The sequence below is a fragment of the Parabacteroides goldsteinii DSM 19448 = WAL 12034 genome (assembly GCF_000969835.1).
GTDB lineage: Bacteria > Bacteroidota > Bacteroidia > Bacteroidales > Tannerellaceae > Parabacteroides > Parabacteroides goldsteinii.
In genome coordinates, this window is the sequence record NZ_KQ033912.1 from 693,065 (window position 1) to 715,134 (window position 22,070).

Genomic DNA, 22,070 nt, shown 5'->3' on the forward strand with positions numbered 1-22,070 from the left:
TGTTCCGCCTATAAAATCAGGATACATCAGTCATTGATCCCTACACCGAACTGCGTCTGTTGCCTTTCAACATCTTTCACTTTCAATTGATTTAATTCTTTACGTAAACGTTCGTTCTCCCTTTCCAGATCACTTTTGTTAGTGGAAAGATTAACTACAGAGCGGGATTGTCCGGATAAGGATAACTCTTTCTGTGAGAAAACTTCTTTTTGATCATTTGCTACACTTTCAAACTCCAGTATCCCCTCCAACGGACGTGACTGGCCCGGATTTTGCATGGAAGCACTGATTTTGATTTTACCTGACTTTGTTGTCGATTGTACCAGGACCGGAGCAGTCCCCCAAACGACCGGACACGGATTCGTACCCACGGAAGCCTCTCCCAGCAAACGTCCCTCACCTTCTATCTCAAACCGGACAACTGAATTATTCAAACGTTTTACCGTTCCACGCTTATCTACGATTTCGGCAATGATAGTTACCACATCGGAGCCATCCGCTTTCAAAGGAACCTGCTCATTGTCCAGACGAAGAGAAATATGGTCTGCCTGACCAGACGGATAGCGTTTATCGCTCACTACGACTTTCCCGTCTATCAATCCCTCGGCCAGCAGATACGCATCATCCTGCCTTCCAGAGCGGGCCATCGCTTTCCATTCCATAAAATGAAATGCATCCGCAAAAGTTATTATAGGAGAAGGCATACCTTTATGATCAGGGTCTTTCTTATAAATATACTCTTTCCCATTCTTGAAGACTGTTAAACGTACTTCATCACAATTGGAATACACAGTCACATCTTTCGGTGAAAAAGGTGTAAGTTCATGTGCTATATAGATCATCGGTCCATTATCCGCAATCAAATCGCTTTTTTCCGGAGAACGCTGCGACATAAACATATAATAAGACGCTTTCGGCTGGCGAAAAGCATCCATAACTCCGCCATAAAAAGGATCGGCATGATAACCGCGCTGATGATCGAACGAATGCCAGAAACAGGCACCGACAATCTGGTCGGGTTTATTGCTGATCGTTTCATAACATAAAACCGGATAATCCTTTATATAAGACGGATTCGCATAATGCTCCGCCTGAAGCAGCATCGGTACTTCTCCCCATCCCCGTGCCACACGGCTATCCGAGTTCTGGGCGTTCCAATCGTCGACATTATCTCCCCATTCACGAATGAAATAGGTTTTATCTGTCCGTAATTTCGATTCGATCGGACGCAGTAACAAGGAGTAGTAATGATCACCTTCCGCCCCGTCGTCACAGGCCGCAATACTATAGGGATACGGGTATTCTTCCCGGCAAATATCCAATGCCTTTTTGGCAAAGTCCTCCGGATAATGCGTCTCATTCAGGATTGGTTCCCAGAAGAACAAAGAGGCATGATTACGATGTATACGGATCATATTCCGTATATCCGAATAAACACGCTCTCCAAAAACCGGTTCTTTATTCCAGAACTGCCAACCCGGAACTTCTACCAGTGCAAACAAACCTAATTCATCACAAGCATCCATAAAAGCCGGGTCTATCACATAATGGGTACGAATAACCTTCAACCCCGCATCACGCAGTTTTTTGGCATCCCGCCATTGCATTGAATTCGGCAAAGCATTACCCAAAACAGCAAAATCCTGGTGCCGGTTTGTTCCCATGATCTTTCCTTCGTAAGGTTTTCCGTTTATCCATAAACCTTCCGTTTGTTTAAATTCGATACTTCTGATACCGATTCTCTGACGATAGCCATCCACAATCCGGTCATTAGCACCTTTGACCATCACTTCCAAATCATATAAATAAGGATGATCGGGACTCCATAAAGAAGGTGCGTTAATTTTCATCGAACCAACAGCATACGAAGCATTTCCCCTCTTCACTGTCAACTTCTTCGATACACGCTTGACAAGTTCACCAGATTTCCTTTTCAACTCAAAAGTAACCGTAACATTCTTATCGCTTACCGAACTATTCCGGATATGGGCTTTTAGATTGACAAGGGCACTTTTTTCAGACACATCCGCATAAGAAACAAACAGGCCGCCCCCCGCAACTTCATTTTCATAATTTGCATTGGTTATAAACACATCATTATGTGCAATCAGCCAGCAATCACGGTAAATGCCTCCGAAATAAGTAAAGTCCAGCATATTTTGCGGTTTACCGACCGGATAAGAAGGGTCATCACTATTATCTGCCTTTACTGCTATTACATTTTCTTCTCCCCACTTCAGGAGATTAGTTACATCTAAAATAACAGGTAAATATCCACCATAATGCTTTTTCAATAATTGCCCATTCACATAGACTTCACTTTTCCCCATTATCGCTTCAAAATGTATAAACATTTGTTTTCCTTTCAACCGTTCATCCGGAGTAAAATGTTTACGATACCAGGCAATGCCCTGATAATTAGCACAACCACTGGCTTCCTCCGGCAGATACTCCAATCCATGCGGAACAGAGACCACCTCCCAACCGGAGTCATCAAAATTCACAGTATAGGGCATCCCCGGCACGTCACCTTTAATAAATCTCCATGCCAGATTCATGGAATAAACCTCACGTCCGGTATTAGGCAACTCATAAAAACCGGCAGTCGAGAACTCCGGCAAGTTTGAGGCTGACAGATTGAATGTCAATAAGAGAAAGAGTAACGCTAAAATATTCTTTTTCATAAAATAGTCTGTTATTAGAATCAATCACTTTTACTTTCAAAAGGAAACCCCGCATCTTCATCCGCAAATTAAGATCCGGGGTTCTCCAACCTAATTAGTAATCAGTATTACCAATCTTTATTCTGCACCAGATTTGAATTATTATCTATGGCTTCCTGAGGAACCGGGAACAAATACATCTTATCATTCCAGAAACGTTCTTCCACAAACTTATTATCCATAGCTTCACTAATCGCTTTCAAACGTGCACCGTATACTTTGCCGGATTTCACCTTATCTGCAATACGCCAACGAATAATATCATAATAACGCAAACCTTCAAAGGCCGTTTCTATCCGTCTTTCATGGCGTAACTTTTCACGCAGTACAGATTGGGAAGCAATTACAATATCAGGCATCCCCGCCCGTTGACGGATTTGGTTAATCAACGTAACCGCTTCACCCAAATCCTGACCGGATTCGATCAAAGCCTCCGCCCGCATCAAAAGGACATCTCCATAACGCAAAATAGTCAAATTCTTCTGACCACGTGTACGGTCTGCATATTCTCCCTGCAAATCCACCCACTTCGTGACCAGAAAGCCGGTCATATGAGTTTCTTTCTTTACATAATCCTTACTGTCCGGATCGTCAACACCATAGCGTGAAAGAACATTTCCACCCACTTTCCACTCCCAATACGGCCACATGATCGTAGCTGCCAGACGAGGATCGCGGAAATCATATTCTCCGCGATGCGTTTCAGCTTCCGCATCTTTCCTTTTCTGGAAATATTCACACCCCAGAGATTCGCATTCGGAAACCGGATGACCGTTCACACATTCATAATCGTCCACCAACTCCTGCAACCCCAACACATGGGACCAACCGGCATAAATGGAAGAGGCCGGAGACAGGTTACGGTTCAGTTCATGTACAACCAACGGAGAGCTATATTGATGTTCAAAAATCACTTCCTTATTACTGCCATCAGCCTGTGGACGGAATAATTCTTCATAACTGGGATGAAGCTCGTATTTTCCGGCTTTAATCACCTCATTCGTATAATAAAGAACCTTTTCATAATTCTTTTCATGTAGATAAATACGGGAAAGAAATGCATTTACTACCTGCTTGTTAACACGACCGGTTTCCGTTATAGCAACCTTCTCAATATTCGGTAAAACTCCATCTTCCAACTCCTTCAATATAAAATCCAAAACTTCCTGGCGAGGCTGACGTGATGTCTCACGAGCTTCAGCCACACTCAAAGTCTTAGTAATCAAAGGTACATCTCCAAAAAAGAAAACCATATCATAATAAACAAATGCACGAATAAAACGTACTTCCGCATTAAAACGGAGATATTCTTCTTCCGATATCTGGTCTTTCGCTTTCTCGATCCCTTCCAATATATAATTCAGCTTGGCTATGGAAGCATACTTCCATTCATCCTTAACTGCTGCACTCTGGGTAGTATAAGTACCGTTACCCACTTCTTTATATTTGGCTTCACGATGTGTTGCATTATCACTGATACAATCACGAAGTACTACTTCGTTGGGTCCATACACATATTGATAAGCTCCCTTTACCATCATTTCCGTCTGGCTCTTATCGCTCCACCATTGATCTTCTGAAATCTGATCCAAAGGAGGAGTTGTCAGGAAACTGTCGCATGAAGAAACACCTAGCGCCATCATGGCCGCACATATATATATTTTTATTGATTTCATTTTTCCAGCTTATTAAAATTGAACATTCAAACCAAAAGAATACGTCCGGGCAAACGGATAAGACACTGATTTTTCAGATTCCGGATCCATACCCGGCACAAAATCAGAAACAGTAAACAAATTATTAGCAGAAAAATAGACACGGACTCTATCAAAACCCGCCGGTCTCAATATCTCACGCGGAATAGTATATCCGATCTGTAAATTCTTCATACGGAAATATCCGGCATTGATCATCCAGTAATCAGACTGCTGATAATTATGCGTTCCATCGTCCTTATTCAAAATACGCGGATATTTGGCTCCTGTATTTTCCGGTGTCCAGTAATCCAAATGATGTTCAAAGATAGAAGAATCATAAAACGGCCTGACAAAATTATCCATTATAACCCGATCTTTCTGCCCGATCCCCTGGAAGAACATATTCAAATCAAAGTTCTTGTAATCAAATCCCAGATTCACACCATACAAGAAATGCGGGTTCGGATCACCTATTACAACACGGTCGTTAGCATCGATCTTATCATCTCCATTCTGGTTTTTATAACGTATGTCACCGGCTGCCGTATTGGAATTCTGGAAAGGAGCATTGGCTACCTCTTCGTCAGACTGAAATAACCCCATAGATTCGTATCCGTAAATAGAATTAAACGGTAATCCGACTTCCGTATAGGTGTTGGATCCTTTCCACGGACCTGTATCTCCCAGATCGACAACTTCATTCCGGTTATCCGACAAGTTACCAGAAATGCTGTAACCAAAATCATTAATCCGGTCATTCCAGCTCAGAGACAGTTCCCATCCTTTATTACGGACTTCACCGACATTCATATTCGGTTTACCGAATCCATATTCTAACGGAACAGGCATTTCCAACAAAATATCTTTAGTATTCTTGATATAATATTCACCGGTAAAATTCAAACGGCTGTTTAACACCTTTACATCTAAACCCAAGTTTAACATGTCGGAATGTTCCCAAGTCAGTTCCTGATTTCCGATCGTCTTCAAAGAAGCAATCTGCTGATAAGTATTGTTCAGTATCAGACCTCCTGTAGAAATCAATGTATAACTCGGATAAAGTCCTAATCCGGTCGCACTACCTGTTTGTCCCCAGGATGCCCTGATCTTTAGATCATCCAGCCAGCTACGTATACCTTTCATAAACGATTCCTGAGAAATTCTCCATGCAGCAGCCACAGAAGGGAAAGTGGACCAACGGCTTCCTTTGGCGAAACGGGAAGAAGCATCCGAACGCATACTCAATGACAAAATATATTTATTATCATAATCATAATTAATACGACCGATAAACGAAGCCAACGCCCAGTGTTCACCATTTCCGTCATTACTCCAGTTATCTTTCGGCCCTGGGTTCAATTCCCAGATAATATCAGTCGGATAACCGGAACGGGCACCTTTCAGCCAGTCGCTGTTCTCACTTTCCTGCTGATAACCTGCCAGGATATCCAGATTATGAATACCAAAACTCTTCTTATAATTCAACAATGCCTGCAAGTTATAATAAGCATTATAATCGCGACGATCTGAAAAACTATTCTCTCCGTTTTCAAAAACCTCCTGTGTAAAATAGTTTTTATAAAATACTTTACGGGCTCTGGATTCTTCATTTTTGAAAGTATATTTCACATTAGCTATTCCGGTAAACTTCAATCCGTCAATAATTTCATAATCCAGCTTGAAAATACCTGAAGCTTCATGCCTGTTCGTATATTTCTGCCCACCTTCATAAAGGGGAACCAATGGGTTTGTAAAGAATCCGGGATTATATCCGTATGAACCATCCGTATAATAGGCAACCATTGTCGGATCGGCCTGAATCAACTGTTTATAAATATCTTCCTGATTATTCAAGGCATCCATATCCCTCAGTTGATAACGTATATCAAAAGAGATACCAAACTTTTTGGTGATCGAAATATCCGTACTCGAACGCACATTGAATACATTCTGTTGAGTATTCGGGAAAATGCCAGTCTGATGATCTACACCCGCACTTACCAGATATCTCACTTTTTCCGTACCACCGGAAGCCTCCAGACCATGACGCGTCGTAACGCTGTTCTGTATCGCCAAATCCAACCAGTTTGTGTTCGGATAACGATTCAGATCCGTACCGTTGGCAAACTTTGAAATATCTTCATCGGTATAAATCGGAGCACGTCCCATATTTCTCTCCGCCTCATTCTTTATTCTTGCATATTCCGCTGAACTGATCGACTGCGGCATATACATCGGCGTATTAACTCCCACCGAGCCGTTATAACGGAAAGTTGGTTTACCCATCTTACCGCGTTTTGTGGTTATCAGCAATACACCATTTGCGGCCCGTGAACCATAAATAGCCGAAGATGCTGCATCTTTCAGTACATTAATACTCTCAATATCTTCCGGATTCAAGAAGTTAAAATCAGCAGGAACTCCATCGACCAACACCAAAGGTTCAGAAGAATTATCCGACTTCAAAACGGAAGATCCGCGCAGTTGAAGTTTAGGGGATTCACCCGGGGCACCTTTTGCCGTTACACTCAAGCCCGGAATCTGCCCTTGCAGAGCTTCACCGACCGTCTGGACAGGACGATTCTGAAGAACATCCGACTTAATCGTTGTCACAGCCGTAGCAATATTTCCCTTCCGTTGTGTACCGTATCCCACGACCACTACTTCATCCAGGTTCTGTGCATCCTCTTTCAGTACAATGGACCAGTTTTTTCTATTTTTTACCGGAATTTGCTGTTCTACATAACCAATGTATGAAATCACTAAGATATCATTATCCGAAGGTACTTCCAAACTAAAGTTACCTTCCATATCCGTGATCGTACCGACTGTTGTACCTTTAATAAAGACATTGGCTCCGATTACCGACAAGCCACTTTCATCGGTTACCGCCCCTTTGACCAGTTTACCGGATTGCTGGGATACTGCGGCTTGTGTTTGTGAGTGTTTCGTCAAAACAACATATCCGTCATCAAAAACAAATGACACGCCGGTTCCATCGAATATTCTGTTCAGACAGTCGCCGACTGTGTTATTCCCTTTCTTTAAAGAAACCGTTCTGTTTGCGTCAATCTCTCCTTTATTATAAACAAACATATAACCGGTTTCCTTTTCAACCTGTTTGATAAAGTCTCCGATCGTCATACGAGTGTTTGCAATATTTACTTTTGCCGTCTGCGAACTTAAATCCGACGCATAAGATGCAAAAATGCAGACAAACAGTAATAATGTAGAAATTCTCATAATATTTAAAAACTTCTTTAAATGTTTTCTTTGATACAAAAAGATTGACAAAGCATATTTTTCCATACCTTTGTAAAATTAAATGTTTAATACTTTTTTCGACTAAGAGTGTTAGATGTATAGCAGACAGGTGCTGGAACACCTGTCTGCTTTTTTATATAAAAAAGGCTTCTTATTTCTTTTAAATCATAGGCATCTTATTTTAAGGTTACACATATTTTCCGATTCTATTAAGTTAAACCCATCAGATCAAAAACGCCACTATAACCGGCAACAAATTAAACACAATTTAACAAACAAGCCATATTTCCAGCGTTTAACTTTGATTACTCGCCGATCTTCTTCATGACTTTGTTTTGCATTACACAAGTATTGTTAAGGTCATACGAATGGCCGTCATAGACAATGCCACGACTCTGTAACAGATATTTTCGATATCAGAGTATTTATTGTAAAACAATCAGATTACGCTCATCATCCTTTGTATAAGTGAACGGATATACTATCTGTAATTTCCGCAAAACGCTTTCCACTCCATCCCTTTGTCTGAATTTTCCGGTATAACGGTAGTTACCCAGTTTCGTGTTTTTCACAACAATCGACACATCATAAAACAACTCCAGTTTCTTAATAATATCTGTTAACGACATATCATCAAAAACAAATACGCCCTCTCTCCACGACAGAAAATCGGTATTCTCAAATAAGGCAACTTCCGATGAAGAATCCGACACTATAATTTGCTGTTGCGGACGTAGTGAAAAAGTACGATTCCGGTCGTTTGCACAAGAAATGGAAACCGCTCCCTCAACCAAAGAGGTAACAAAATACTTTTCCGCCTCATAAGCGCTCACATTGAATTTTGTTCCGGTTACCTGTATATCCATTTTGCTTGTCCTGACAACAAAAGGTTTCTCCTTATTCTTTTCTACTTCAAAAAAGGCTTCTCCATGCAACTCTACCTCCCGTTGCTTCAAATCAAAACGTTCGGGATAGCGCAATGTTGAATTGGCATTCAACCAAACTTCCGTACCGTCGGCCAGCAATACCCTGGCACGCTGACCGGGCGGGGTTGAAAACTCCTGGTAACGGGCAAGTTCTTCGCCTCTTCCTCCCATATTTGTCATTAATAAATAAGTTGACAAAACAGAGAACACCATGATAGCCGCATAACCGGCTATTTTCCGCATATTAAATAAGAATGTGCGTTTTTTCCTCAAATGAACAAACGACCGGTATTGCATATCAGAAGCAGGATGCTCCTCCCGGACTATAGAAACAAGTGCCGACAGATTTTGTATATCGGCTGCTTCTTTCTTTAGTTCTGTATTTTCTTTTAATAACAGAAAAAGAGTTTGCTTTTCTTCTGATGAAATATCTCCTGTCAAATATTTAGATAACAGATCATGCATATTTTCTTCCATTTATAAAGTTAAACCCTTACCGGGAGACAGACCACTATAAAGCAGTTCAAAATAAACATTAATTAACCAAGAACAAAAGCAAGGGCAAGTAATCTTTCAGTTCTACACGTAGCTTTTTCAATGCTGTAACAATATGGTTTTCAACTGTATTTACAGATATTCCTAACTCTTCTGATATTTCTTTATACTTTAATCCCTCGATACGGCTTTTTATAAACACCTCCCGGCAACGTTCCGGCAATGTATCCAAAGCCCGCTGAATGATCTCCTGCAACTCCTTTTCCGAATGATATGAATACTCCATCGATTCCAAAGCATATAGTTTGAAACCCAATTCTTCTTTCATCTGAGCATTATATTCCTCTTCTATAAGTTTATGTCTCAGGAAATTCAGGCATCTGTTTTTAACCAGGGTAAACAAATAGGTAGTAAGTGTACAGGACAATTCAAGTTCATCTTTTTTCTCCCAAAGTACCAAAAAGACATCCTGCACTATATTTTCCACATCCTCATTTGCCGATATGTAATTCTTAGCAAATGCAAACATCTTCGGATAGTACAGCTTATATATTTTTTCAAATGTATCTTGGGGATAAACCATATCTAATTCTGCAAATTCTATACTTTAGCAAAAGTAACATATTATTCTAACTTTTAAACAATCGGGCAAGATTTATCACTTTTCTTTCCATTCCCATATGAATTTCAGGAACACTTTGTCAACACAACCTAGTCACTTTACTGATTGTTTCCCACTGCAATGGGGATTATTCCCCACGTAATAAAAAAATATGGGGAATTTAAACTGGGAAAAGAAACACAGATGATAGAAGTTACGGGGCAAAAACAACCGGGACAAACACCTTAGCCGTATCCACCTGCCAGTCCGGTCCTTTTTCAATCAGGCGGAGGGCTTCCTTATCGGCCGATTCACACAGGCTTTGTTTTACTTTCAAATCGACAGGGCGTCCTTTTTCATTGATATGGAATTCAACAACGACTGTTCCGCTCACTCCTTTGCAAAGGGAATCCTGCGGATGGATAAGTTCCTTTTTCAGATATTCGCGATAAGCTTCTTCGCCGATTACCGGCTGAAGTATATGCCGGGGCATCGAACGGGTTAAGGCCTTAGCTGCTACAGGAGCTTCCTCTTCCGCAACTATATCGGCTACAGCGACATCTTCACAAGGTGCGGAATAAACTGCTACCTGGGCTACAGAGGTTTCTGCAACAACAGGAGCCGGTGACTGAGGGGTGCCTTCAGAGACCTTCGCTTTGGTCTCCCCTGCTCCCGAAGCGCTTTCATGTTCTTGTATGGAGTCGGCTGCAATACCCGCCAACGGTACTTGTTGCAACGGAGCCGCCTGTTCCTCCATAACAACCGCCAGCGGTGACTGTGCCGGCATACCTAATTGTCTGTCCAGCCAAAAATAACTACCGAAACCTAAACAAATCAACAGGCTGGCGGCAATACTCCATTTCGTTATGCTGTTGCGAGACGAACGGGTACGAAGGGAAATACGGCGACGCATTTCTTCAATACTTTCCACATGATTGCCCTTGACGGCCTGGAAACCGTCGAGCGCATCCGACAGGAAAGGATCTTTCATCGCCTCTTTTTCCAGGCGATGGGCTTCCTTGCCTTTTCGTGAACCTTGTATGTATTGCATCAGACTTTTCATTGCGCCATTCTCTTTTCTATGCAACTTTTCAGATTGCGTTTGCCATTCTGAATATAACTTTTTACACTTTTCAGCTGATATCCGGTCTGTTCCATGATATCAGCGTACGACATTTCTTCCATAAAGAAAGAGAGGATACAACGCTGCTGCGGTTCGGGCAATTTCTCCATGCAATGTTTGAGGGCTGCCGTACGGGCATCGTCGCTTGTTTCTTCCTTATCTAATAGATGCAAAATATCGTACGTTTCCACAAATTGTTGGTCAAAATCAGTTGCTATCTCCAGATTTTCTTTCCGGAGCAACTGGAAACAATGGTTCTTCGCCACACTGTAAATCCAGGTTCTGAATTCCCGTATCTCGTAACGTGACAGTTTAGGCAACAGGTCTTCAAATAATTGCATCACAGCATCCTGTGCCTTGACCTCTTCCTGCAAGTATTTCAGACACAAACCGTAAATCAACGGGATATAACGGTTATACAATTCACCGAAATAATCACTTTCCCCGGTTTCCTTATATAATCGTACCAACTCACTGTCGGAATAACTCGATATGTTACGTCTGAAAAATAGCAATTTGTCCCTGTTTTTTCTACAAATATAAACTTTAAATCTAAATGATTACAATAAAAGCAAAAATCCCGATTATCTACACCCGATTTAATTTTTACGACGATATTCAGTCGGTGTCATCCCGTAACTCTGTTTAAAAGCCGTACTAAAATAACGAGCGCTGGAAAAACCGGCACGATCTGCAACCTCCTGAATACTCATTTCTTTATGAGAGGAAAGCAGGCGGGTTGCCTCGACCATCCGGAACCTGATCACATAATCGCCAATTGAAATATCCGACAAATGGCAAAACTTGCTGTAAAGCGTCGTACGGCTCATAGCCATCCCTGAAGCAATAAAAGCTACATTCAAATCCGGATTAGTCAGATTCTCACGAATCAACGTATTCAATTTTTGCATAAACTGTTCATCCGCATTACTTACAGCATCCTCTTTAGGAGAGAACAGACAACCGGATTCCCGATAACGTGTACGAAGCTGATCGCGTTGTTTCAATATATTCCGCAAAATTACTAACAAAGAATCTACATCAAACGGCTTTGCCAGGTATATATCCGCACCAGACTTATACCCTTCGAGCGAACTCGCCTGATCTGCTCGGGCTGTAAGTAAAACGACAGGTATATGACTAACTGTCACATCGTTTTTGATCCGGCGACACAGTTCATAGCCATCTGTCCGAGGCATCATCACATCACTTACTATAATATCCGGCTGATATTGCCCCAAAAGTTCCCATGCTTCTTCTCCGTCTGCTGCCACATAAACTTCTTTAAACTCAGCCTGCAAAACACCGGACAGATAGTTGCGTAAATCTATTTCATCTTCGGCCACTAGTAAGGTGTATTTCGCAAGCGATATATCGGCTTGCCCTACCCCAGCATTCTCTTCCGCCACACCGGCATTCTCCATACCAAAACCGACTACCTCATTCGACTCTCCCGAGACAGAGACCTGTTCCAGCGGCAGATCGAAATAGAAAGTCGCACCACCGTCTTCATTACTATAAGCTCCAATATTACCTCCATGCAACTCCACTAATTTACGAGCATAAGCCAATCCGATTCCACTACCTTTACGATCATGGTCACCTTGATAAAAACGGGAAAAAAGACGGTCCATATCTACATGTTCCAATCCAATACCTTGGTCAGCAAGAGAAATACGCACATTTGTTCCTATGCGTTCTGTACAAATAACTAACAGAGTATTCGGTTCGCTGAACTTCATCGCGTTTATCAATAAGTTAGATAAAACGACACGACATTTAGAAGCATCGAAGGGGACTTTCTCCACTGAAGTATCCAACTTGAATTCCAAGCAAATTCCACGAGCTTCAAATTCCGGAATGAAATCATTCGTTACCGACCGTATCCAATCATTGAGATTGTAAAAACAGATATCCATGACATCACCGTTCGTGTCCGATTTTTGGGCATCGAGCACCATATCTACTATTTCCCGCATCCGGCTGGTCTGCAACAACATACCGTTCAATTGGAGGGATACATCTTCATCCGTCACTTTTCCGGATTTCAACAAACGCTTAAGTGGGGCATAAATCAAGGTCAGTGGCGTACGCAGTTCATGACTGATATTAACCATAAAGCGAACTTTCTCCTCATAGAACTTACGTTCATGTTCTTTCATCGCCCAAGCAAGTTCGCGCTCCTTCTTCTCCATTATCAAACGGATACCCCATCCGGTTATTATCAGAACTACGGCAATCATTAATGCTATAAACCATACCCGCTGCCACAAAGGAGGAACCACATTAACGGTTAATAATTTCAATGGTACACTCCAATCTCCGTTCCTCTTCCCATACGAAACCCATAATTCATAATTACCAGGAGTAAGAGCCGGAAACGAAAATGCATGGCTGGAAGTCTCCAATAGTTCCTCACGATCCCCCTTAATGGCAAAACGGAACAATTTTTTCCGCATCAAATCCTTCTCTTTTACGATGACACTCAGTCCCAGAGAAGCATAATCCCATGGGATGGAAATGACTTGTTCTCCAAATATGCCGTCCGGATGAATTGGCGAACCATCCAAAGCCAGATTGATCAAACTGACGGAAAAATCTTCTTCCTTTTGGAATTCCTGATCAGGTCGTATTCTTACAACTCCATCCACACCTGCAATATAAATATCTCCGGAAGAGGTTTTTAAAGCCGGCTGCGGTAAAAACTCACGTGTAAAAACACCATCGGATTCTCCGAAAACGATCACACGTTCCTCCTGAGAAACATACGCATATAACCCTTCATGAGTACTCACCCAAAGACGATCATAAGTATCGAAAGCTAAAGACGTAATCCCGATAAAACGCTTCGTATCAACAGTATCTATCTTTTGTGTAATGCGGTCATATACATATAATCCGGAAGAAGTCCCCAACCAGAAACGTTTATCTTTATCTTGTTTTACCGAAATAATTGTTCCGAATTCTTCCTTTGTCACGAATAGCGGACGTAACTGTTTATGCGGAAAGTCCAACACATATATAGCCTTAGAAGAACTTATGTAACACGAATCGCCAGAAACAAAACAAGGAGCTAAAAAATTATGAGGTATCATATCTTCCGGCAAAGATTCGAATTGTTGTTTTTTTGTGTCATACACACAAAAATAATTATCTGTTAAAAGGTAAAAACGGTTTTCATCCACACGATACAAACGAACCGCATTCCCTAGCAGAAATAAATCATTTCGAACATTCCCCCAGTTTAACCGAAACTCCCGGCATTCTCCGGTCGTTTTATTAAAAAGACAAAGGCCGACACCAAATAAAGACAACAACAATTCCGAGTTACTATAGGGCATAATGGAAACAATTTTCATATCCGATGTTTTAGGATATTTCTGAAACATTTCCTTTACCGGATCAAACAAATTAAGACCACCACCATCTGTTCCCATCCAGATTTTCCCGTCCGTATCTTCATACATGGAAGTAACCGACTGGAAACTTAATCCATAAGACACCCCGGGAGGAGCATCCCGATAGGTAGTCATAAAAACGGGTTTGATTCCTATCAGTCCCCCCCGGATACTACCAGCCCATATGTTATCTTCATCATCAATGTAAAGACTGGCAAAAGAATTTACCGGAAGAGAGTGATGATCGCCGGGCAGATGCATGATAGCTTTCACAGACTTATTCTTGTAATTATAAATATTGATACCTCCTCCATCTGTCGCCAGCCAAAGTTCACCATCTTTTTCCCGCATATCCTGTACAATATTATGAGTCAATCTGTCTGGTGCTTCCAGATGTTCCAATAGCTCTCCGTCATAACTATAGCAATATACACCTTTATTATAAACTGCCACCCAAATCCTCTGCTGTGAATCCAGATACATGGAAGAAATATTCTTTTCTTGAATAAACGAGACCTGCTCTATCTCTCCGGTATCCAGATAATACCACCAAAGCCCACTTCCCAAAGAAGAAAACAAAACCTTCCTATCCTCTTTATTATACAAAAAAGCATAATTGGGTAATAAATCAGGTAACTGCCCCTTTTCCGGACATTTAAAAATCCTTTTTTCTGCATAGGAATAACAAAATCCCCCTTTCTTTCCTAAAAAATAGATTCCATCCGGCATAAGAAAACAACAAGTTACAACCACCGGTTCACCATCTATTTTCTGACGTATAAATTTTTGGGTATCACGATCGAAATAAGCGAGTCCGCGACTGGTTCCAACCCAAATATGTCTTTCCGCATCTTCTTCCAGAAAAACGATGTCATTATAAGGGAGAGAATGCGGATTGTCTTTTTCCTCCTGATAAACCGTTACCTTTTCCCTGTCAAAACGATTTAACCCGAAGCGGGTACCGATCCATATAACGCCCCTGTCATCTACCAATACACACTTTACAGAAGACTGCGATAATCCGTCCTGTAAAGAAATCTGTTTAAAATAATATTTGGGGGTTGCACAAAGCCCCCCCATTAAGAATATAAAAAACAATAATAGATTTAATTGTGAATACTTCCCTAATATTTGCATAACTATATATCACCCATTGTTCGACAAAAATACAAAATCGTCCGAAATACAATACCTGTATAGCATAAAAAAACGATTCCTGAATTTTCCTGAACGATATCGAACATAAGGAAATACCCCAAAAGCATAGATTTGCAACAGGTAAAATTAAACAAAAAGTGTACTATTAAAAGTTTTTTATGTTACTCAGAGTTGGTATATATTCTATTTTTTTGATTATGATGCTCGTTAAATGCATCTTACCGGACGAAAAGCCGGAAATCATTCCTTTACCTCAACAGTGTGTATTAGATAAAGGGGATTTTATATTCGATCCAACAACCCTTATTAGTGTCGAAAATGAAAAACAGGCTATGATTGCCCAAGAATTGACCGGTATATTTAATCAAGCAGCCGGATTCAGTCCTCAAATAGCGATACAAGAAAAACAGGCTGATATCATATTCCGTACAGACATGAGTTTGTCGGCAGAACATTATAAACTAAACATCAGTCCATCCTGTATTCTGGTAGAAGCTTCAGGAAACAAAGGATTTTTTTACGCGATACAAACTTTGCGCTTTCTGCTTCCTCCGGCAATAAACAGCCAAACACCGGTAAAAAACATTCAATGGAATGTTCCGGGAATGACTATACATGACGGTCCCCGATATAACAATCGGACAATAGTACTACACACACCTTTCAATCTCATCCCAAAGAATAATCTCGAACAATTGATCGATTGTATGGCCATGTTAAAAATAAACCGACTTCATTTTATACAAGAACCTTACGATAGAACACCGGAAATACAGCAGGGATTAGAAAACATGACTTCATATGCCCATTCTAAAAAGATTACGATTTCAAGCGGGATGACGCGATCAGATGGCATTATATCCAATCTTCCTTTCTATGTGGAACAAATCATCCGGAAATCCAATATCAGCGATTCCAAGGACGACAGAAAACTATTATTTAAACATTTAGCCTCTATTGCCGAAAAATGCTGGTCAAATCCTCTAGAAGCAGAAGGCAATAAAAATTCCAAAAGAGTGGAAATGCTCGCTTTATATAGGAAGCAAGACTTTATAACGGTAGAAAAAAAATAATAGTAACACGTAACTTATTTATCCTTATCATATCTATTTGCCTATGTAGCAGTGCTGATGAGAAAAATTGTCAAGCGTCTCACCTGCTTTCAGGTCGTGCCCTTTTTTAAAACGTCCAAACAGTGTTCACGCGAAACCTGTTAAACATTCACAAATATCCCTATCGATTTTAACACAAAATATCCTCGTCTTACCTCCGTATTAGCTCCGTTGAACCTCCGTTAAAGGTCCGTTTAACCTCCACTCCTTACGATTGGGGGTAAAAGGGAGGTAATTCTTTAACAAATGGGCCGTTTTTCGGCAGTCTATGTTAATGCGATTTTAACACGATTTTTTTCGCGGTTGTTATAAGGAGTGAAGAGGTGGTGTGTATAAGAAGATGGTTTCACTCACAATATTAAAAAAACATAAGAAATATTTGCACATAAAAAAAACAATCATGATATTTGCAATATCAAAATGAAACAAATAAATTTTTTCATAGTTAAGGTTTTGGTTAATTTGTAAAGGTCTCATTTGTGAAAATGGGCCTTTATTTTTTATCTGCGAATTAAAATCTTATGCCGTTCGATGACAGCATTATCTTTCAATATAACCAGATAATAAATACCTTTATCCAAAGAAGAGATGTCGATATTTGTATCATTCGTTGCAGAAAGTATTGTCGAGAATTTCAAAGAAGTATCGCTATAGATATGCACCTTTACAGTCGATGAATAGAGGGTTGAAAATAGGGATGGTAGAATTTCACTTTCCATATCTTGTATTTGCGGTGTAAAAGTCAACTGCGTACAAGCCGGATTCATATAAACCGAATAATAATTACCTGTAACGGTTATCGTTTTGGAATTCATGCCGCTTGTCACAGAACCATCGCGTACATACATTTCGATGCGGTAAGTACCCGGTTCTGTGAACCTGAAAGCAGGTTGCATATCAACAAAAGAAGCGTTATTATAAGTATTTACCCGAATCCATTCTCCGGCTTGCCCGGTAGAGCTAAGTTTCGAATATCCCCAATCGTACGTAAGTCTGTTGTTTGCCAAAATCCCATCTCCCCATTGCGGATCGACAAAGAAGTTATAGGTAGTTCCTACCCGGTAATTCTCCATTAACGATTGTTGCAAACAGGAGATATCGAAAGGGGGAAGACCGATAAGAATGTCGCGTGTCAATGTAATAGGGATACCAAAATTATTTATTACGGAAGTCAGTTTGACCTGTCCAGAAGCTGTACCTTGACGAATTACCCGTCCGGAAGAATTAATCGTTGCAATACCTCTATTGGAAATATTCCAGCTAGCATTTATTGACGGACAAAATAATCCGGAAAAACCATAATTCCCTTCTGTATGAATAATATCATTTCCAGTAATGGTAGGCATACCGATACCTGTTTGTTGACGAATCCATTCACGATAATAACCGACATTGGCATAACCACTGGGGTGACTTTGCTGATCCGTTTTAGCACTGAAACTCACTACTCCAGCAAGAATTCTTCCGTACTTTTCAGAAGATACAGTTAAAGGGCCACCACTATCTCCACTTAAATGCATCGTCTGAGAAGCGGCTGCAAACAATTGCCATGGTCCGGAATTTGAAAATCTAACTGAACTATGTGTATAAGGTATTAAAGATACAGTTGTAGCTTTTAAAATCTCACTAAGACTATTTTTCACATCTACAGAAGTATTTCCCCATCCAGAAACAATAGCTTCCCCCGAAGTCAATCCCACCATATCAGACAAGACAATGGGTTGACAAGTGGAAGAAAATGGCAATGGAGAAGATAAATGAACCAGTGCGATATCATTTTTCAATGATGAGCTATTGTATTCCGGATGTACGATAATTTGATTAACAAATGCAGAATAACCATTTATCCACTTACTTGAGCCATATCGAATTTCCAATTCATTCATTCCTACTGTTTGTTCTGTATCTTTTAAACAAACAACATGCGCTGCCGTAAGAATCCATTGAGGCGCAATTATACACCCTCCCCCACTAAAAATATAATTTTTACACACAGCTACCTGAAAAGGTCGTTCTGTTATACTAATTTCATTTCCTCCAATAATACGTTGTTGAGCATATCCTTCAAATGCTAGCAACAAAACTAATGCCAAAATCAAATTTTTCATACTATTACTTGTCTTAATGTATTTCTTTCAAATAAGCTTTTCGAAGATTAGAAGTAGTATACACTCCCATATGAGAAGACCAAATAATATTAGCTAACAGTACTTCTCTACCATCACAAGTGACAGTCCTTATTCTCCCTCTAACGTCCGTTAAATCAATAGTCATAACTAGTTTTTCTCCTTGGCGTATTTCCTTTCCACCGAGTTTTATATAATCAGCTTTGTTTATACCGAATACATATTGAGCATAATGACGTAAACGGTTATCTATTTGATGAGATTCATCCCAATCAACCTCACCATCTTTATTTAGATCAGCTAAAATATGATATACATAATTTTCCCAATCTTTGTATTCTTCCCTAGAAATTTCTCCATCACCGTCTTTGTCTGCTATTAGTCCAGGTATACTATACCATTCCTCGGCATCATCTGCGTAACAAAAAAACATGTATTCTGTATCATCGACTTCACAATAATAACTCATTTCATAAAAACAAGTTATTTCTTTCAGTTCTTCAATAGTTTGTTCCTTTCCATAAAAAAAAGGAATTTTCTGCCAACCATTACATTCTTCTTCACCGCACCCTGCCACCATTACCAACAACAGCAGGGAAAAAATAAGTTTCAATTGTTTCATGATCTATAATTTTATAATGTTTCTAACTACTTTGACAATGTTTCCAATATTTGTTTTCTTTTTATCTGTGAATCAAAACCTTATACTATCTGATCAACAAACATTATATTACCCTCTGTCCATCTACTTGAGCCATATCGAATTTTCAAATCTTCCACTCCAACCTTTTGTTCTGTATCATCAAAACAGACAACATGTGCAGCTGTAAGAATCCATTGAGGAGCTATTATACAACCGCCACCATAATAAGTATTTTCAATATCTTTTTTTTCAATATGAACCTGAAAAGGACGTTCTGTTATACTAATTTCATTTCCTCCAATAATACGTTGCTGAGCATACCCTTGTAATGTCAGTAACAAGGCTAATATTAAAATTAAATTCTTCATATCTTTTGCTATTTATGGATTGTTTTCAAATAAGCCTTTTTCACATGAGAACCCACATAAATTCCTAAATGAGACGACCATAACATATAACCTATCGTCGGTGCCACATCTCCACAATAATCAACCTTATAATAGCCTTTAACATTCGTCAAATCGACAGTCATTGTAACTTTTTTTCCCTGCTTCAGATCTTTTCCTCCCATTCGAATATAATCAGCCTTATTGATTGCAAATGTATATTCGGCATAATGGCGCTGAATATCACTTAACCTTTGTGATTCGGCTGCATCAATTATTCCATCTTGATTTTTATCCACCAATGTTCTAAGATAATCATTACAAGCAATACTTTCTTCGGAACTTATCTTGCCATCTCCATTTTTATCCTCAATTAATTCAGGAATACTAAACCACTCTTCTGCATCATACGAATAACAAAAAAACAAATACTCCACATCTTCCCCTTTACAATAATAAGTCCGTTCGTAAAAGCAAATTCGATCCACCAACGTTTCTGTCACATACTCTTCACCATCAAAAAAAGGTAATACCTTATTTTGGCACTCTTCTTCTTCACCGCACCCTGCCACCATTACCAACAATAGCAGAGAGAAAATAAGTTTCAACAGTTTCATGATCTATAATTTTTGTAATGTTTCTAACTACTTTGACAATGCCTCCAATATTTGTTTTCTGGTTTTACGAAAATGATCTCCATCGGTGTCATAAAGAGTCCAATGGAATACAGTCAAACGGCAAAGCTCTTTAGCCAGTTCGGGATCTTTCTTTTCCAACATCTTTAATAAAGTATAATCTGCAATTCCATCACGCATGGCTTCCAGACGAATTGAACCATACAGTTTGCCGTTATCCGGATAAACAATCCAACTGTCTCCTCCTGGTAAGGTATTTCCGCTTTCCATATTCATTGTAGTTGTTTCTTTATAAGGATCGTTATCGAAAAACCACTGATTGAATCCCCAATGCAAATAACCGGTTGCTCCGTATTTGTAATTAAGCCAATGAATCAAACGAGTTTTAATGAGAGGCTGCTCCAAGAAGCGATTGACAAAATCTCCCTGAGGAGCCAGGCAAGTATAAAACCATACTTCGTCACCTTTCCTCTGACGGTCGCAATAAAAGTCATAACCGTCTTTGTAGAAATTCAACTGTGGGACCCATATATCTAACGTATTTTCCAAATCATGTGAATGGCAAGCTTCGATAATTTTAATTTCCGGAGCCAGCTGCTTAATAAAACGAGCTATTTCTACGTAACTTTTTATGTTTGAACTAATAGGTTCGTCTGCAATATGTTGTGCATATATTTCTCCTACTTTCAGTTCTTTTAAATGGGACATCAAGCTAGGAATGAATTGCTTATAAAAATTTTGCGCATTTTTAGATGAAATCGGATATTGGATCATCTTTTTTTTCCCATCTTCATATTCAGGCACATAGGGTTCAAACTGGCTATCCCAATTACCGGAACGTCCTGCAATATGTCCTCCTTCGATCATTTTTAATACGCCTGCTTTTTTGAATATCGAAATTATTTTATCAAATTGCGTATAGTCAAATGAATAAATGCCATATTTTTCTATACATTCAATATATTGTAAAGGAGAAATCAGTATTACATTTGAATAGCATTCTTTTAGTTTCAAAGCTAATTTTTCAACCATATTCCAGTATTCTTGAGAATAAAGTTCTACTTCTTTTCCTCCATTAAATACCTTCATTTTATCAGAAGAGGTACTAAACCAATTGGTTACCCACAAGGAGGGTTCTTCCAAAACGACCGGATGCACTTTTATCCGGATCTCTTTTTCCAATTTGATTCGTTTGTTCCCTGCCCTTCCGGTTAAACGAAAAGTTGCCTTATAATTGCCGGGAGTAGTATTGGCCGGAACACTTGCTGTCAGCCAGATAGGTTGCGCTATATCCCGTGCGACATTCCATTGGTCTTTTTCAATGATAGGATCCGGATAATAATGGGAAAAAGAGGTTAGCGCATCTTTTGCCCGGTCAGGAGTCTGACGGCTTACCCTTACATAATCAACGAATCCTGAACGTACAGCCGGCAACGTCTTTCCTTGCTCATTTGTAAAAAGAGACACTTCGATTGACAACTCCTTCAACGTTTCAGAACTACGGACAACAAACTGAAATGTGGCATGTTCGCCTGCCGCCACTTCTTCTGTTTCGTTGTATTCCGGAAAAAAGTTTGATTCTCTAAATACTTTTAGAAAAGGATCTACTTGTGAAAAACTAACACAATCTCTAGTGTCTGAATCTTCCACACATGAAAAAAAAAGTATACAAAGCAGATAATAAGTAAAATGTTTCATATGTAAATAAATTGCGCTCCCTATCTCAAGAGAGCCGTTTAAACCATTAATAAATTGATTTTTTTAGAGTTCAGACAAAACAAAA

At 39.8% G+C, this 22,070-nt stretch carries 14 protein-coding genes; 1 reads left to right on the forward strand and 13 read right to left on the reverse strand.

Annotated elements, in window-relative coordinates; translation table 11 throughout:
* Positions 1-26 precede the first annotated feature (26 nt).
* The 8 genes from HMPREF1535_RS02950 to HMPREF1535_RS02985 all read right to left on the reverse strand — a co-directional run bounded on the left by HMPREF1535_RS02950 (position 27) and on the right by HMPREF1535_RS02985 (position 15,364).
* On the reverse strand, positions 27-2,684 hold the full coding sequence (locus HMPREF1535_RS02950; RefSeq protein WP_046145247.1) for a glycoside hydrolase family 2 TIM barrel-domain containing protein: 2,658 nt from the start codon (positions 2,682-2,684) through the stop codon (positions 27-29).
* 107 nt (positions 2,685-2,791) lie between these two features.
* Positions 2,792-4,399: a RagB/SusD family nutrient uptake outer membrane protein gene (locus HMPREF1535_RS02955; protein WP_046145248.1), complete on the reverse strand. Its 1,608-nt coding sequence runs from the start codon at positions 4,397-4,399 to the stop codon at positions 2,792-2,794.
* Between the two features lie 12 nt (positions 4,400-4,411).
* Positions 4,412-7,663: a TonB-dependent receptor gene (locus tag HMPREF1535_RS02960; protein ID WP_244275557.1), complete on the reverse strand. Its 3,252-nt coding sequence runs from the start codon at positions 7,661-7,663 to the stop codon at positions 4,412-4,414.
* A 446-nt stretch (positions 7,664-8,109) separates the two neighbouring features.
* Positions 8,110-9,075, reverse strand: a complete 966-nt coding sequence (locus HMPREF1535_RS02965) for a FecR family protein (RefSeq protein WP_010802111.1) — start codon at positions 9,073-9,075, stop codon at positions 8,110-8,112.
* Positions 9,076-9,145: 70 nt separating this feature from the next.
* Positions 9,146-9,688 carry an RNA polymerase sigma-70 factor gene (locus HMPREF1535_RS02970; RefSeq protein ID WP_007654600.1) on the reverse strand — a complete coding sequence of 181 codons (543 nt, stop codon included), beginning with the start codon at positions 9,686-9,688 and terminating at the stop codon, positions 9,146-9,148.
* A 232-nt stretch (positions 9,689-9,920) separates the two neighbouring features.
* A complete protein-coding gene (locus HMPREF1535_RS02975) occupies positions 9,921-10,769 on the reverse strand; it encodes a TonB family protein (protein WP_046145250.1) in 849 nt (282 codons plus the stop codon).
* Positions 10,766-11,344 carry an RNA polymerase sigma factor gene (locus HMPREF1535_RS02980; RefSeq protein ID WP_010802109.1) on the reverse strand — a complete coding sequence of 193 codons (579 nt, stop codon included), beginning with the start codon at positions 11,342-11,344 and terminating at the stop codon, positions 10,766-10,768. The genes HMPREF1535_RS02975 and HMPREF1535_RS02980 overlap by 4 nt, the downstream gene beginning before the upstream one ends.
* Positions 11,345-11,428: 84 nt before the next feature.
* On the reverse strand, positions 11,429-15,364 hold the full coding sequence (locus HMPREF1535_RS02985; protein ID WP_046145251.1) for a hybrid sensor histidine kinase/response regulator transcription factor: 3,936 nt from the start codon (positions 15,362-15,364) through the stop codon (positions 11,429-11,431).
* Positions 15,365-15,543: 179 nt separating this feature from the next.
* Here HMPREF1535_RS02985 and HMPREF1535_RS02990 point away from each other — a divergent pair, with 179 nt between their 5' ends.
* A complete protein-coding gene (locus HMPREF1535_RS02990) occupies positions 15,544-16,458 on the forward strand; it encodes a glycoside hydrolase family 20 zincin-like fold domain-containing protein (RefSeq protein WP_046145252.1) in 915 nt (304 codons plus the stop codon).
* A gap of 539 nt (positions 16,459-16,997) precedes the next feature.
* Here the strand turns inward: HMPREF1535_RS02990 and HMPREF1535_RS02995 are convergent.
* From HMPREF1535_RS02995 to HMPREF1535_RS03015, 5 genes are all read right to left on the reverse strand, one after another.
* Positions 16,998-18,605: a trypsin-like serine protease gene (locus HMPREF1535_RS02995; protein WP_046145253.1), complete on the reverse strand. Its 1,608-nt coding sequence runs from the start codon at positions 18,603-18,605 to the stop codon at positions 16,998-17,000.
* Between the two features lie 13 nt (positions 18,606-18,618).
* Entirely contained in the window at positions 18,619-19,245 is a 627-nt protein-coding gene (locus HMPREF1535_RS03000; RefSeq protein WP_007654611.1) for an EF-hand domain-containing protein, read from the reverse strand.
* An 80-nt stretch (positions 19,246-19,325) separates the two neighbouring features.
* Positions 19,326-19,634, reverse strand: coding sequence for a trypsin-like serine protease (locus HMPREF1535_RS03005; protein WP_007654613.1), 309 nt, complete (start codon positions 19,632-19,634; stop codon positions 19,326-19,328).
* A gap of 8 nt (positions 19,635-19,642) precedes the next feature.
* Positions 19,643-20,269 (reverse strand): EF-hand domain-containing protein, encoded by a 627-nt coding sequence (locus tag HMPREF1535_RS03010; protein ID WP_046145254.1) that lies wholly within the window; start codon positions 20,267-20,269, stop codon positions 19,643-19,645.
* A 27-nt stretch (positions 20,270-20,296) separates the two neighbouring features.
* The gene (locus HMPREF1535_RS03015) at positions 20,297-21,937 is read right to left on the reverse strand and encodes a DUF4091 domain-containing protein (protein ID WP_244275559.1); all 1,641 of its coding nucleotides are present in this window, start codon (positions 21,935-21,937) and stop codon (positions 20,297-20,299) included.
* Positions 21,938-22,070: the final 133 nt, after the last annotated feature.

Bases quoted from the DNA above. Each gene is read 5' to 3' on its own strand.
- HMPREF1535_RS02955 (WP_046145248.1), bottom strand. From the start codon at position 4,399: ATGAAATCAATAAAAATATATATATGTGCGGCCATGATGGCGCTAGGT.
- HMPREF1535_RS02965 (WP_010802111.1), bottom strand. From the start codon at position 9,075: ATGCATGATCTGTTATCTAAATATTTGACAGGAGATATTTCATCAGAA.
- HMPREF1535_RS02975 (WP_046145250.1), bottom strand. From the start codon at position 10,769: ATGAAAAGTCTGATGCAATACATACAAGGTTCACGAAAAGGCAAGGAA.
- HMPREF1535_RS02985 (WP_046145251.1), bottom strand. From the start codon at position 15,364: ATGCAAATATTAGGGAAGTATTCACAATTAAATCTATTATTGTTTTTT.
- HMPREF1535_RS02960 (WP_244275557.1), bottom strand. From the start codon at position 7,663: ATGAGAATTTCTACATTATTACTGTTTGTCTGCATTTTTGCATCTTAT.
- HMPREF1535_RS02950 (WP_046145247.1), bottom strand. From the start codon at position 2,684: ATGAAAAAGAATATTTTAGCGTTACTCTTTCTCTTATTGACATTCAAT.
- HMPREF1535_RS02970 (WP_007654600.1), bottom strand. From the start codon at position 9,688: ATGGTTTATCCCCAAGATACATTTGAAAAAATATATAAGCTGTACTAT.
- HMPREF1535_RS03000 (WP_007654611.1), bottom strand. From the start codon at position 19,245: ATGAAACAATTGAAACTTATTTTTTCCCTGCTGTTGTTGGTAATGGTG.
- HMPREF1535_RS02995 (WP_046145253.1), bottom strand. From the start codon at position 18,605: ATGAAAAATTTGATTTTGGCATTAGTTTTGTTGCTAGCATTTGAAGGA.
- HMPREF1535_RS03010 (WP_046145254.1), bottom strand. From the start codon at position 20,269: ATGAAACTGTTGAAACTTATTTTCTCTCTGCTATTGTTGGTAATGGTG.
- HMPREF1535_RS02990 (WP_046145252.1), top strand. From the start codon at position 15,544: ATGTTACTCAGAGTTGGTATATATTCTATTTTTTTGATTATGATGCTC.
- HMPREF1535_RS03005 (WP_007654613.1), bottom strand. From the start codon at position 19,634: ATGAAGAATTTAATTTTAATATTAGCCTTGTTACTGACATTACAAGGG.